At 34.5% G+C, this 12,210-nt stretch carries 13 protein-coding genes; 4 read left to right on the top strand and 9 right to left on the bottom strand.

Features of this window, described 5'->3' with window-relative positions; translation table 11 throughout:
• Positions 1-19 precede the first annotated feature (19 nt).
• Both ACEN2N_RS05155 and ACEN2N_RS05150 read left to right on the top strand, forming a co-directional pair.
• Complete coding sequence (locus tag ACEN2N_RS05155) at positions 20-1,603, top strand: sensor histidine kinase (RefSeq protein ID WP_441823316.1); 1,584 nt, start codon at positions 20-22, stop codon at positions 1,601-1,603.
• Positions 1,604-1,609: 6 nt separating this feature from the next.
• Complete coding sequence (locus tag ACEN2N_RS05150; RefSeq protein WP_424000383.1) at positions 1,610-2,323, top strand: response regulator transcription factor; 714 nt, start codon at positions 1,610-1,612, stop codon at positions 2,321-2,323.
• Positions 2,324-2,375: 52 nt separating this feature from the next.
• Here the strand turns inward: ACEN2N_RS05150 and ACEN2N_RS05145 are convergent, their stop codons facing one another.
• From ACEN2N_RS05145 to ACEN2N_RS05115, 7 genes are read right to left on the bottom strand one after another with little or no spacing between them, the layout of a single operon-like run.
• The gene (locus ACEN2N_RS05145) at positions 2,376-2,864 is read right to left on the bottom strand and encodes a gluconokinase (protein WP_441823315.1); all 489 of its coding nucleotides are present in this window, start codon (positions 2,862-2,864) and stop codon (positions 2,376-2,378) included.
• Positions 2,857-3,777: a tRNA (adenosine(37)-N6)-dimethylallyltransferase MiaA gene (gene miaA, locus ACEN2N_RS05140; RefSeq protein WP_441823314.1), complete on the bottom strand. Its 921-nt coding sequence runs from the start codon at positions 3,775-3,777 to the stop codon at positions 2,857-2,859. Before miaA ends, ACEN2N_RS05145 begins: the two co-directional genes overlap by 8 nt.
• Positions 3,770-4,627, bottom strand: coding sequence for an ion transporter (locus ACEN2N_RS05135; protein WP_424000377.1), 858 nt, complete (start codon positions 4,625-4,627; stop codon positions 3,770-3,772). The genes miaA and ACEN2N_RS05135 overlap by 8 nt, the downstream gene beginning before the upstream one ends.
• Position 4,628: 1 nt before the next feature.
• Positions 4,629-5,996, bottom strand: a complete 1,368-nt coding sequence (locus tag ACEN2N_RS05130) for an exonuclease domain-containing protein (RefSeq protein ID WP_441823313.1) — start codon at positions 5,994-5,996, stop codon at positions 4,629-4,631.
• A 41-nt stretch (positions 5,997-6,037) separates the two neighbouring features.
• Positions 6,038-6,691, bottom strand: a complete 654-nt coding sequence (locus tag ACEN2N_RS05125) for a YggS family pyridoxal phosphate-dependent enzyme (protein ID WP_441823312.1) — start codon at positions 6,689-6,691, stop codon at positions 6,038-6,040.
• 24 nt (positions 6,692-6,715) lie between these two features.
• A complete protein-coding gene (locus tag ACEN2N_RS05120; RefSeq protein ID WP_441823311.1) occupies positions 6,716-7,606 on the bottom strand; it encodes a 3-hydroxyacyl-CoA dehydrogenase family protein in 891 nt (296 codons plus the stop codon).
• Positions 7,603-8,577, bottom strand: a complete 975-nt coding sequence (locus ACEN2N_RS05115) for a Gfo/Idh/MocA family protein (protein ID WP_441823553.1) — start codon at positions 8,575-8,577, stop codon at positions 7,603-7,605. Before ACEN2N_RS05115 ends, ACEN2N_RS05120 begins: the two co-directional genes overlap by 4 nt.
• A gap of 146 nt (positions 8,578-8,723) precedes the next feature.
• On the opposite strand from ACEN2N_RS05115, the gene ACEN2N_RS05110 reads away from it, so the two are divergent.
• Positions 8,724-9,365 (top strand): protein-L-isoaspartate(D-aspartate) O-methyltransferase, encoded by a 642-nt coding sequence (locus tag ACEN2N_RS05110; protein WP_424000367.1) that lies wholly within the window; start codon positions 8,724-8,726, stop codon positions 9,363-9,365.
• On the opposite strand, the gene smpB is transcribed toward ACEN2N_RS05110, so the two are convergent.
• Positions 9,362-9,823, bottom strand: a complete 462-nt coding sequence (gene smpB, locus ACEN2N_RS05105; protein WP_424000365.1) for an SsrA-binding protein SmpB — start codon at positions 9,821-9,823, stop codon at positions 9,362-9,364. The two genes, ACEN2N_RS05110 and smpB, sit on opposite strands and share 4 nt — an antisense overlap.
• Positions 9,824-9,903: 80 nt before the next feature.
• On the bottom strand, positions 9,904-10,446 hold the full coding sequence (locus ACEN2N_RS05100; RefSeq protein ID WP_441823310.1) for a SixA phosphatase family protein: 543 nt from the start codon (positions 10,444-10,446) through the stop codon (positions 9,904-9,906).
• An 84-nt stretch (positions 10,447-10,530) separates the two neighbouring features.
• Here ACEN2N_RS05100 and ACEN2N_RS05095 point away from each other — a divergent pair, with 84 nt between their 5' ends.
• Positions 10,531-12,168, top strand: a complete 1,638-nt coding sequence (locus tag ACEN2N_RS05095) for a PorP/SprF family type IX secretion system membrane protein (RefSeq protein ID WP_441823309.1) — start codon at positions 10,531-10,533, stop codon at positions 12,166-12,168.
• The last annotated feature ends 42 nt before the right edge of the window (positions 12,169-12,210 follow it).

Here is a 12,210-nt window from a genome sequence, read left to right as displayed (position 1 = left end):
TCTTTAATTTTAACACCCAATGAACAAAAAGTTATTTGTGCTCTTAATAGTTTTAATGAGCCTTTCTCTTATTGGTCTGATTTTCGTTCAAAGTTTCTGGATTAGTAAATCTATAGATAGTGGAGAAGAGCAATTTTCTAGCAGTGTATCTGAAGCCTTGAACAGCGTCACCAATAAGATTACAGAAAGAGAATCTAAAAATTATTTCGACAGGTATTTACATGCGAAGGATAGTGCTGGTGGAGAACTAAAGGGTACTCAGCTTACAAATTTTTTCTTTATTGATAAGGATGTCAATTCCAATGAAATTTTACTGTACGAACACGGTATTTTAGAAGAGGATTATGGTATTTCTTCTACGTTCTTTGATAGTAGTGATGGTGCAGATACTACCATCATTAAAAGTTATACCAGTAAAAGAACGACATCTATTTTTAGAGAAGATTTCGATTTAGAAGGCAATACCCCAAGATTGAACCCTATACAACGATTTGAAAAAATTGGTGGGATTACTAAAATGGAAAAAGCCGCCATGGAAGATGTGTTTATGGTTTACGCAAAGCGTGTACCAATTCACAAACGTGTTTCTAAACAAGAAATCGAGTTGTTATTGCAGCGTGAGTTAGAAAATAGAGGTGTTGATATTGCTTTTGAATACGGTGTTTATAGTAATGGTCTACCGACCAAAGTGAAATCGCCAAAATTTAAATATGCAGAGGCGAATATCTATAAATCTCCTATGTTCGTTGATTATGAAGGAGTTTCAAGTTTCGATTTGTTAATTTCCTTTCCTAAGAAAAAACGATTTTTGGTAGAGTCTATTTTAGGTCTGGCCCTACTTTCATTATTGTTTACAATTATTATTGTAGTAGCCTATGCAGGGGCAATTTATCAGTTAATTCGTCAAAAGCAAATTTCTGAAATAAAGACAGATTTCATTAATAACATGACGCATGAGTTTAAAACACCCATTGCAACAATAAATTTAGCTGTTGAAGCAATTCGGAATCCGAAGATAATCAATGACCATGAAAAGGTATTGAGGTATTTACAGATGATTCGAGATGAGAATAAAAGAATGCATGCTCAGGTAGAAAATGTATTACGAATATCGAAACTCGAAAAAAATCAGCTTGATATAAGTAAGGATAGGGTCAATGTTCACGACATTATAGAAGATGCAATTACACATGTTCAATTGATCGTTGATGATAGGGGCGGTTATATTCATACACATTTAGACGCAGAACGATATGAAGTTTTGGCTAATGAGATGCATTTTACCAATGTCATTGTAAATATGTTGGATAATGCTATTAAATACTCAGAAGAAGCACCAAAAATAGATGTGTTTACCGAAAGAGCTAAAAATTACATTATTATAAAAATACAAGATCAAGGTTCTGGTATGAGTAAGGCTGTTCTTAAGAAAGTATTTGAAAAATTCTATCGAGAACACACAGGAGATATACACAACGTTAAAGGGCATGGATTAGGATTGTCATACGTTAAAAAAATAGTTGAAGACCACCAAGGCGAAGTTTATGCCGAAAGTGAAAAAGGAAAAGGAAGTACATTTTACATCAAACTGCCGTTAATATAAAAAAATATGGAAACAATAAACAAGAAGATACTTTTAGTTGAGGACGATCCGAATTTCGGAATTGTATTGAAAGATTATTTGTCAATGAATGACTTTGATGTCACTTTGGCGAAGAATGGAATGGAAGGTTTTGAGAAGTTCAAAAAGGATAATTATGATATCTGTATTTTAGATGTTATGATGCCTTATAAAGACGGTTTTACGTTAGCGAAAGAAATTCGTGAGAAGAACGAGAACGTGCCAATCGTTTTTTTAACGGCAAAAACGATGAAGGAAGATGTTCTTAAAGGATATAAAGCTGGTGCAGATGATTATTTGAACAAGCCTTTTGATTCTGAGGTTCTATTAATGAAATTAAAAGCTATTCTACAGAGAAAAGCATCTAATGGATTGGCAGATAGCAAGAAATTTGAATTTACAATTGGTGGTTTCCACTTAAATTCTAAATTAAGATTCTTGAAATATAAAGATACCGAGTCCATTAAACTTTCTCCTAAAGAGAATGAGTTGTTACGTTTACTGGCTTTGCATGAAAATGATTTAATGCCAAGAGAGTTAGCATTGACTAAAATTTGGAGAGATGATAATTACTTTACTTCACGTAGTATGGATGTTTATATTGCAAAGTTACGTAAGTATTTAAAGGTTGATGATACAGTAGAGATATTGAATATTCATGGTGAAGGTTTCCGTTTGGTAGTAAAGACCGAAGGAGAATAATTTCAACAAGAGTTACCATAAAAAAAGCATCCTTTCCGGATGCTTTTTGTTTTTATAATTTTTTAATAATCTCGTTTACAATTTCAATTGGAGCTTGGTCAATTGAAACAGTAAGTGCATCTAATGGGGTTTCAAGGTCATCGAATTGAGATTGTAATAATCCCGCAGGCATATAATGATTTTCTCGTTTATTGAGTCGTGCCTCTATGAGCTCAAAACTACCTTCTAAATAAATAAATTGATGTTTATTGTCTAAGTTTTTTCCTAATGTGGCTCTGTACTTTTGTTTAAGAGACGAGCACACTATTACTGCACCGGTTTCTAAATTAGCTATACCAACTTCATTAAGTTTTTCTAACCACCCTTGACGATCCTCGTCATTTAACGGGTGACCTTCTTTCATTTTCTTTACGTTCGCCTCTGGGTGAAAACTATCTCCGTCAAAAAAAGGAATTTGCAATTTATCGGCTAAGAGCTTACCTATGGTAGATTTTCCACTACCTGATACGCCCATTACAAATAAAATCTGTTTGTCAACCATTTTTTAAATTTACCAATTTATTGCCAATTTCTGGCAATAGTGTTTCCGCATCATAATCGTAATCGACCCATTTAGTTTCTTCATTTCTTAAAAACCAGGTTAACTGTCTTTTTGCGAATCTTCTAGTATTCTTTTTAATTTCTGAGATTGCAAAATCTAACGTCCATTCGCCATCCAAATATTTAAATAGCTCTTTGTAACCAACAGTCTGTAATGCATTGTATTCTTTAAAAGGTAACACGCTTTTTGCTTCATCTAGCAAACCTGCTTCTACCATAAGATCTACCCTCGTATTAATGCGATCATAAATTAATGGTCGGTCAGCCTTTAATCCGACAGATAAAACTTTAAATTCTCTTTCCGCCTTAGGCTTGTTTATAAAAGAAGAGTAAGGTTGTCCGCTACCGATGGCAACCTCAAGAGCTCTAATTACTCGTTGCGGATTATGGATATCTACTTTTTCGTAATACAAAGGGTCTAGGTGTCTTAGTTTCGACTGTAAAACCCTAATACCTTTCTTAGAGAGTTCTGTATTCAGCTCTTCTCTAATCTTTGGGTCTATTGTGGGGAAAGTATTTAGGCCGTCAGTAATCGCGTTCACATAAAGTCCACTACCGCCAACCATAATGACCACATCATGTATTTTAAATAGATCAGCTATTTTTTCAATGGCTTCTCGCTCATAATCACCAACAGTATATTGTTCGGTAATGCTTTTGTGCTGTATAAAATGGTGTTTAGCTTGGCTTAGTTCTTCAATACTAGGTACAGCAGTACCAATATTCATTTCTTTAAAAAACTGCCTTGAATCGGCCGAAATGATTTCTGTATTGTAATGTTGGGCTAAAAGTATAGCTAATTTGGTTTTACCGATGGCAGTAGGACCAACAACGGAGATAAGAGTTTTATTCATTTAGTATAGATCCACAGTTATAACAATGTTTGGCGTCATCTCTATGACCTTCTTTGCTACAGGTAGGGCAAGATTGAGTGTTGACATGAACATAGCTACCTGAATTTTTTAAGTTAGAGGTGTCTTTTCCTTGTTTTGCAAATTCGGCAGTAACCATACCCGTCGGTACTGCGATAATACCATAACCTAATAACATAATTATAGTAGCAATTGCCTGACCTTGCGGAGTGATAGGAGCAATATCACCATAGCCTACGGTAGTTAAAGTTACTATCGTCCAATAAATACTTGTAGGTATGCTAGTAAAACCAGCTTCATCACCTTCAATTAAATACATAAGGGTGCCCATCATTACCGATGCAATAAGTACGGCGAAAAGAAATACGGTAATTTTTGCTCTACTAGCTTTTAAAGCTCTTTTTAATTGTGAGGCTTCACCAAGAAAACGGGCAAGTTTTAGAATTCTAAAAACCCTAAGCAATCTAAAAGCACGTACTGCCAATAGCACTTGAGAGCCTGCAAAAATATAAGATATGTATAACGGTATAGTAGAAAGAAAATCTATAATACCGTAAAAACTAAAAATATAATGACTTGGTTTTTTAATTGAAATAATACGTGCGATGTATTCAATGGTGAAGAAAATAGTAACTACCCATTCTAACACAAAAAGGATTTCATGATACTCTGCATCAATAGCCTTTACACTTTCGAGCATGATTAGAATTACGCTGAAAATGATAATAACGAAGAGAATAATATCGAACAATTTACCCATAGGGGTATCTGCTTCATAAATTATTTCATGAATCTTATTCCTCCAGGGTGACAGTTTCTCGTTCTCGTTCAAACTAATCGTTTATTTCCATTATTTTAAGTACTCGTTTCTTTCTTAAATAAGATTCAATAAGATAATTAGCATCTCGAGTACCGTTCATAGGGGTGATAATACTTTCTAAGATATGAATATTATTTATTTGATAGTTAAGATCATAGAATCCGAAGCCAACTAATGAGCCATTTTTTATTAAAATAGCACTCTGTTCTCCAATTTCTCTTCCTTTATCTATTATTAAAACCTTGTTACCGCTGATACTGTTTTTAGTAGTAGTAGCAATTACACGTGCATTATATTCATCAACATTTTCTTTATGAATACAAGCGCCCTTACATGTGCCATCGTCATAACCAGAACAATTTTTACGAGCTTCACTAATGCCATTCAATTTTTCACATAATTCGAAATCCTTCGTAATTTTATACAAGTAATTTTTTGCACTAAATACTCCGTTAAAAAGAGCTAGTGGTTGTTTGCATTCTCGATATGGTTTTATTTCTAAAGCGTAATATCCGTTTTCGTTTGTGGTCATGCAGATTGCATGACTGTACATTCTTTTTTTAGGTATTATGCTGTACTTAGGTCTAATTTTTAATAGCTCTTCATGTTCTTTTAAAATCGCAATAAGTTCATTTCCTGTAAGTTCAAAAGTTACTTTTTTAGTGTCTTTTGCAATTTTACGAGATTTATCACTTGTTTTGGTAAAGAGCTGATTGACCCTCTTTTTTATATCGCTTGTTTTGCTAAGGTGAATAATATTTCCATCCTTATCATGCATGTAGAATACACCAATTTTATTAGGTAAATCTCTAACAATATCTAGTTGTTTTTCAGAGAGTTCGCCTTGGGTCTCTTTACGTATAGTTTCTTTAATAATTACTTTCTCCGAATCTTTAGCCAGTAAAAGTTTAAACAGTTTTATAGTAGCTAGAGCATCACCGTTTGCCCTATGTCTATCGCTCACCGGTATGCCTAAAGACCTTACCAATTTACCTAGGCTATATGATTCTGCGTCTGGTAGTAAAAGTTTCGACAAGTCTACTGTACATAAAGTTTTGCGTTCAAAATTATAGCCTAAACGTCTAAATTCAGTTCTTAAAATTCTATAGTCGAATTGTGCATTATGAGCAACAATAATAGTGTCTTCTGTAATTTCAATAATTCTTTTGGCTACCTCGTAGAATTTTGGCGCCGTTCTGAGCATTTTACTATTAATTCCCGTCAGCTTAACCACAAAAGGTTGTATTTCTTTTTCAGGATTTACTAGGCTAATAAATTTATCGACTACTTTTTGACCATCAAACTTGTGAATAGCAATTTCAGTGATTCCCTCCTCATTAAATTTCCCTCCTGTAGTTTCAATATCTAAAATTGCGTACATGTAATATAATCTGATTTATGGGGTAGTGGTGTTTTGAGGTATTAATTTCTGGATCCAAAGATACTACTTCCTATACGTACCATGGTACTACCTTCTTCAATTGCAATTTGATAATCACCACTCATACCCATTGATAGTGTCGCAAAATCAGTATAATTATTTTTGAGTTTGTTAAAGAGTAATTTTAGGCTAGCAAATTCTCTACGAACTTGATCCATGTTATCGGTAAAAGTGGCCATACCCATTAGCCCCACAATTTTTACATTTTTAAAAGCTTTAAATTCTTCGTTAGCTACTAAATCAAGTAGCTCTTCTTCGTTAAACCCAAATTTCGTATCCTCTTCTGCAATATGAACCTGTAATAAACATGAAATAACTCTGTTGTGTTTTTCTGCTTGCTTGTTTATTTCTGACAATAATCTAGGGCTGTCAACACCATGAACCAAAGAAACATATTCAGCCATGTACTTAACTTTGTTTCTCTGTAAGTGACCTATCATATGCCATTCTATATCTTTTGGCATATTCTCCCATTTTTCAGTCATTTCTTGAACCCTATTTTCGCCGAAAATGCGCTGACCTGCATCATATGCTTCTTGAATATATGAATTAGGCTTGGTTTTGGAAACTGCCACTAAGGTTACCGAATCGGGTATGGTATTTTTAACGGCTAATAAACTATCTTTTATAGACATATAACTATGAATTCTTAATTGCTACTATTTAGAAAATTGACTTGATATGTTTTCAGCTTTTTTACTCGCGGAATAATCATAAAAGCCCTCTCCAGATTTTACTCCTTTTTTACCCGCCATAACCATATTGATTAATAATGGCGAAGGTGCATATTTCGGGTTTTTGAATCCGTCATGCATTACATTAAGGATAGAAAGACAGACATCTAAACCAATAAAATCTGCCAACTGTAATGGTCCCATTGGGTGAGCCATGCCTAATTTCATAACCGTATCTATTTCTTCAACACCAGCAACGCCATGATGTAAGGTTTCAATTGCCTCGTTAATCATTGGCATTAAAATTCTATTAGCCACAAAACCAGGGTAGTCATTAACTTCGGTTGGGGTCTTGCCCAATTTTTCAGAAAGATCCATGATGACATCGGTCGTTTCATTAGAGGTGCTATATCCTCTAATAATCTCAACCAACGACATAATCGGAACAGGATTCATAAAATGCATTCCAATAACTTTTTCAGGTCTACTGGTAGATGCGGCAATTTGAGTAATCGATATTGAAGAAGTGTTTGAGGCTAAAATGGTATTTGCATCACAAACGTCATCTAGCTCTTTAAAAATTTTAAGCTTGATAGTTACATTTTCTGTAGCAGCTTCGATAACAAGATCTGCATTGGCAACCCCTACTTTCAATTCTGTAAAAGATTTAATATTTGCTAAAGTATTTTCTTTGTCAGCTGTAGTTATTTTTTCTTTGGCTACCATTCTATCCAAATTCTTGGCGACGGTAGAGAGCCCTTTGTCTAAGGCATCTTGAGAAACATCAATAAGGTGTACCTGATATGCGTTTTGAGCAAATACGTGGGCTATTCCGTTACCCATGGTACCTGCGCCTATAACTGCTATTGTATTCATATGTTCTTTGAATTAAATGCTGCAATTATTTGTAAAGCAACTTTTAGAGCTTGTGTTCCTTGTTTTAAACTAACAACAGGTGTCGTATTATTTGCAATAGCATCAGCAAAAGATTCAAGTTCGTCTAATATGGCATTATTAGCCTCAACAGTTGGGTTCTCGAAATAAATCTGTTTTTTAACACCTTCTGCATTCTGTAAAATCATATCAAAATCTCCTGGTACATTAGGGGCATCTTTCATTTTTACAACTTCAACCTTCTTCTCTAAAAAATCTACAGAGATATAGGCATCCTTTTGAAAAAAGCGAGATTTTCTCATATTCTTCAAAGAAATTCTACTGGCTGTTAAATTGGCTACACATCCATTTGCAAACTCTAGCCGAGCATTTGCAATATCAGGCGATTGACTAATTACTGAAACTCCGCTTGCGTTAACCTGTATAACTTCAGAGTTTACCACACTTAAAATAGCATCGATATCATGAATCATTAAATCTAAAACAACAGGTACATCAGTGCCTCTGGGGTTAAATTCAGCCAATCTATGTGCTTCAATGAACATAGGATCTTTAATAGCGTGTTTTACAGAAGTAAATGCTGGGTTAAAACGCTCAACATGACCTACCTGACCTTTAACGCTGTATTCTTGTTCTAATGCAAGTAAAGAATTAGCCTCTTCAAGAGTATGGGTTATAGGTTTTTCAATAAAAATATGCTTCCCTTTTTCTATGGATTTCTTTGCACATTCGTAGTGCGAAAGAGTAGGGGTTACGATATCTACAACATCTACGGCATCGATTAAATCTTCGAGGTTTTTGAAATAGGTATATCCGAACTCTGAACTTACTTTTTCTCCATTAGAACTATCTGCATCATTAAAACCAACAAGTTCATATTTTTTAGATTCATTTAGAAGTCTAAGGTGAATTTTGCCTAGATGCCCAGCTCCTAAAACGCCAACTTTTAACATTTGCTTTGTTTTCATCAAAAATACACATAGTTAGGTACTTTTATCCTATTGCATAATTTCAATTTAATAAAAAAATGAGATTAGTTTTCATAGGTACTTCATCGTTTAAAGAACTTTGTTAACTTTGATGGTCAAACCGACTACCATTGAGAGATACCTTAAAACACAGGGGCATGCGCAACCATCTAGCGCAAATATTGATTGACAAGGGAATAGCAGATAAAAAAGTGCTAGATGCCGTTAAGGAAATACCTAGGCATTTGTTTATGGACAGTAGTTTTGAAGGGCATGCCTATCAAAACAAAGCATTTCCTATTGCCGCAAACCAGACTATTTCGCACCCGTACACCGTTGCTTTTCAAACGGAACTATTACAGATTGAAGAAGGTCAAAAGGTATTAGAAATCGGTACAGGTAGTGGCTACCAGACCGCAGTTCTATTAAAACTTAAAGTAAAGGTGTATACCATTGAAAGGCAGTTAGAGCTTTTCAAGAAAACCAGTTTATTTTTCAAGAAAATGGGTTATAGGCCAAAACAAGTGATTTTTGGCGATGGTTATAAAGGCTTGCCTAAAGAAGCACCTTTCGACCGTATAATTGTAACTGCTGGGGCGCCTTCAGTACCAAAAGCACTTTTATCTCAATTAAAAGTTGGGGGTAGGTTAGTTATACCCATCGGATTTGAAGAACAAATAATGACCCTATTTATTAGAACCACCGAAAAAGAATTTTCAAAGACAGAATATGGTTCTTTTAGGTTTGTACCGTTATTAGAGAATAAAAACTAGTTGTTGAAATTCTTCTTTACACGATCTAGATCTCGCTTATTATCACGGTCTTTCATAGTCTCTCTTTTATCGTAAAGTTTTTTACCCTTAGCTAAAGCAACTTGCATTTTTGCAAATCCTTTTTCATTAACAAAAACGCGAAGTGGTACAATCGTTAGACCAGAAGTGTTTACCTCTTTACTGAGCTTTTTAAGTTCTCTTTTCTGCAATAATAATTTACGCTCTGCTTTTGGTTTGTGATTGAAATGAGAAGCATGAGAATATTCATCTATCTGCATATTAATTACAAATAGTTCATTTCTGTCATTAAACTCACAGAAGCTTTCTGAAATAGAAGCACGACCTTCTCGTATAGCTTTTATTTCTGTACCAGCTAAAACGATACCTGCCGTGTATTTATCTAATAGCTCGTATTCAAAACGGGCTCTTTTGTTCTTTATGTTGACTGTATTCTGCATCGGGGGCAAAAGTAAGAACATTTCAATGAATGTCTTAGCCTTTTAATACTTATTGCTAATGATATAAATGTGAGAAATTATTAACTAGGACAGTTGCAATTGAAAATAAGTTTTTCAACTGAAGGTATTCCGTTAATTATTTTAACGATAAACAAAGTTCCGTTTTCACTATCGTCGATAGCAAAATATTTTTCTTCATTTATTAATTTGTTCACGAATTCTGGTGTAGTATTGCTATGGCCAACGACTAATACACTTTTGTCTAAATTTTCAGCTTTAAATTGGGTAATGTCTATAGTACTCGGGTCATAATATTGAACATCGATATTTTGCTTGACAGAAGTAGGCGCGGCAGTCATAGAGGTCCTATTATAATCGGTGGAATAAATTGCGTCTAACTCGGTATCTGCTAGAATTTCTGCCCAATGCATTGCTCTACCTAAGCCTTTTTGGTTAAGTTCTGGATCTGCATCATCAGGATTAATACGTTCTTTTTCTGCATGTCTAATAAGATAGAATGTAGAAATTGCAGTTTGATCTTGTGTTGTGTCAAGAACTGGTTCATCTTTGCAAGAAAGACTGATTGATAGCAAAATAAAAAGAACAATTTTGAATGCTTTCATGTAATTATGTTTGGTGTATAAAATTAATAACTAAAATTACTTTAAAATAGTACTATAAATAGTCTATTTTTTGTTTTTTTGCATATGAAAAAATTTTGTGGGGCACTTCTTATCGGATTTGTAGTTTTAGGTCTTAAGGCACAAGAAGTCGTTCTGCCTACTGATTTTAGGCAGCAAAACCTTACTGAATATAACGGGAGTTTAGTAAACCCCGCATATAGTTTAAATCGTAATAACCCATCTTCAGTAGCTTTGTGGGCTAGATGGCAATGGCAATCTTATGACGGCGACCCAACTTCACTATTTTTAAATTATACAACAAGAATTAATGATGTTTCTGCTGCCGGTGTTGGTTTCTTTCAACACAATACAGGAGTTTTCTTGAATACCGGAGCTGCTCTTAACTATGCTCATACCATAGAATTGAGTGAAGGTGTTATTTTAGGTGTTGGTTTAAATGTATTTGCTTTTCAACAGAAGTTAGCAGATGATCGCTTTTTTATACCTAACCCATTACAGACTACTGCAGAGAATGATTTTATTCTGCAAATGGCACCAGGAGTTAATTTAAGTATTGATAGATTTAATATTGGTCTAGTATCAGAAAACTTATTCGATTATAACTTCACCTCTAATGAGCGTAACTCTAGTCCTGATGATAGAATGTTTCAGGCTTTGGTAAGTTATGATATTCCTGTTAGCGTCTTAAGTGCAGATGATAGTTCGGTTTTAAGACCTATGTTGTATTACAAGACAATACCAGGCTTGGATAATCAAGTAGGATTAACAACCTTGCTATCGACAAATAAGTATTGGGCACAGGCAGGTTATAATAGTTTTTACGGATTTTCAGGAGGAGTTGGTGGTCGTTTCTTTAAACGATTCTCTTTTGGTGCACTGGTTGAAATAGGTACCAGTTCAGATTTAAAAGGACAAGACCCTTCGTTTGAATTAGTTACTTCTTATAAATTAGGAACGTTACAAACACCTGGGGAAAAACTTGAAGAGCAACTGTTAGCTGAAGAACAGAAGAATAAAGAGAAGCTTCTTGAAAAACAGGAAGAAAAGGAGGTGGTGTCAACAGAATTAACAGCGGCAGAAAAACTTGCTCTTAAAAATGAGACGAAAAAGCAAAAACGCTTGGCTTTAGTTGAAACTAAACGGGTTAAAGATTCCATATCAAATGCATCTCGACAATCAGGTGTAGCGGTAAAGGAGTCTAAAAGAGATATCAAAAGAAGACGAGATTCAATTGAGACGGCTAGAGCTGAACAGGCATTAGCGACTGCCAAAGCTTTAAAACAGCAAAAGCAACAAGACTCCATTGCCACTGTTATGCGAAAAGAAGCAGAAGATGTTGCTTTAGCTCAACAAAAACGACAAGATTCTATAGCACAGAGCGAAGCTTTGGCAATGAAAAATGAAGTTGTAAGTGTTAAAGTTGGCGAAAAGTATGAAGAAGTGGCAAAAGAAGGTTCTCTAGAGCCGGGTTACTATTTAATTGCCAACGTTTTTGGCACTAAGAAATACCTTGACGCTTTCTTGGCCGATATGAAGAAAAGGGGAATTGATGCAAAATCATTCTTTAGAGAAAAGAATAAATATAATTATGTATACCTAGCGAAATACAACTTTATAAAAGATGCAAGACAAGCTAGAGACTCCAAACTTGGAGGAAAATACAATGATAAAATCTGGATATTTAGGGTAACGGGAGAGTAATAAAAAAACCCGTTATCTTTCAATAATCTAGTATTTTAATTT

The sequence above is a fragment of the Maribacter spongiicola genome (assembly GCF_052119685.1).
Lineage (GTDB): Bacteria > Bacteroidota > Bacteroidia > Flavobacteriales > Flavobacteriaceae > Maribacter > Maribacter spongiicola_A.
This window is presented reverse-complemented; position numbering and strand designations above follow the sequence as displayed.

What these genes read in the sequence shown, in the direction of transcription:
- ACEN2N_RS05155 (WP_441823316.1), top strand. Translation starts at nt 20, where the DNA reads ATGAACAAAAAGTTATTTGTGCTCTTAATAGTTTTAATGAGCCTTTCT.
- ACEN2N_RS05150 (WP_424000383.1), top strand. Translation starts at nt 1,610, where the DNA reads ATGGAAACAATAAACAAGAAGATACTTTTAGTTGAGGACGATCCGAAT.
- ACEN2N_RS05145 (WP_441823315.1), bottom strand. Translation starts at nt 2,864, where the DNA reads ATGGTTGACAAACAGATTTTATTTGTAATGGGCGTATCAGGTAGTGGA.
- miaA (WP_441823314.1), bottom strand. Translation starts at nt 3,777, where the DNA reads ATGAATAAAACTCTTATCTCCGTTGTTGGTCCTACTGCCATCGGTAAA.
- ACEN2N_RS05130 (WP_441823313.1), bottom strand. Translation starts at nt 5,996, where the DNA reads ATGTACGCAATTTTAGATATTGAAACTACAGGAGGGAAATTTAATGAG.
- ACEN2N_RS05125 (WP_441823312.1), bottom strand. Translation starts at nt 6,691, where the DNA reads ATGTCTATAAAAGATAGTTTATTAGCCGTTAAAAATACCATACCCGAT.
- ACEN2N_RS05120 (WP_441823311.1), bottom strand. Translation starts at nt 7,606, where the DNA reads ATGAATACAATAGCAGTTATAGGCGCAGGTACCATGGGTAACGGAATA.
- ACEN2N_RS05115 (WP_441823553.1), bottom strand. Translation starts at nt 8,577, where the DNA reads ATGTTAAAAGTTGGCGTTTTAGGAGCTGGGCATCTAGGCAAAATTCAC.
- smpB (WP_424000365.1), bottom strand. Translation starts at nt 9,823, where the DNA reads ATGCAGAATACAGTCAACATAAAGAACAAAAGAGCCCGTTTTGAATAC.
- ACEN2N_RS05100 (WP_441823310.1), bottom strand. Translation starts at nt 10,446, where the DNA reads ATGAAAGCATTCAAAATTGTTCTTTTTATTTTGCTATCAATCAGTCTT.
- ACEN2N_RS05095 (WP_441823309.1), top strand. Translation starts at nt 10,531, where the DNA reads ATGAAAAAATTTTGTGGGGCACTTCTTATCGGATTTGTAGTTTTAGGT.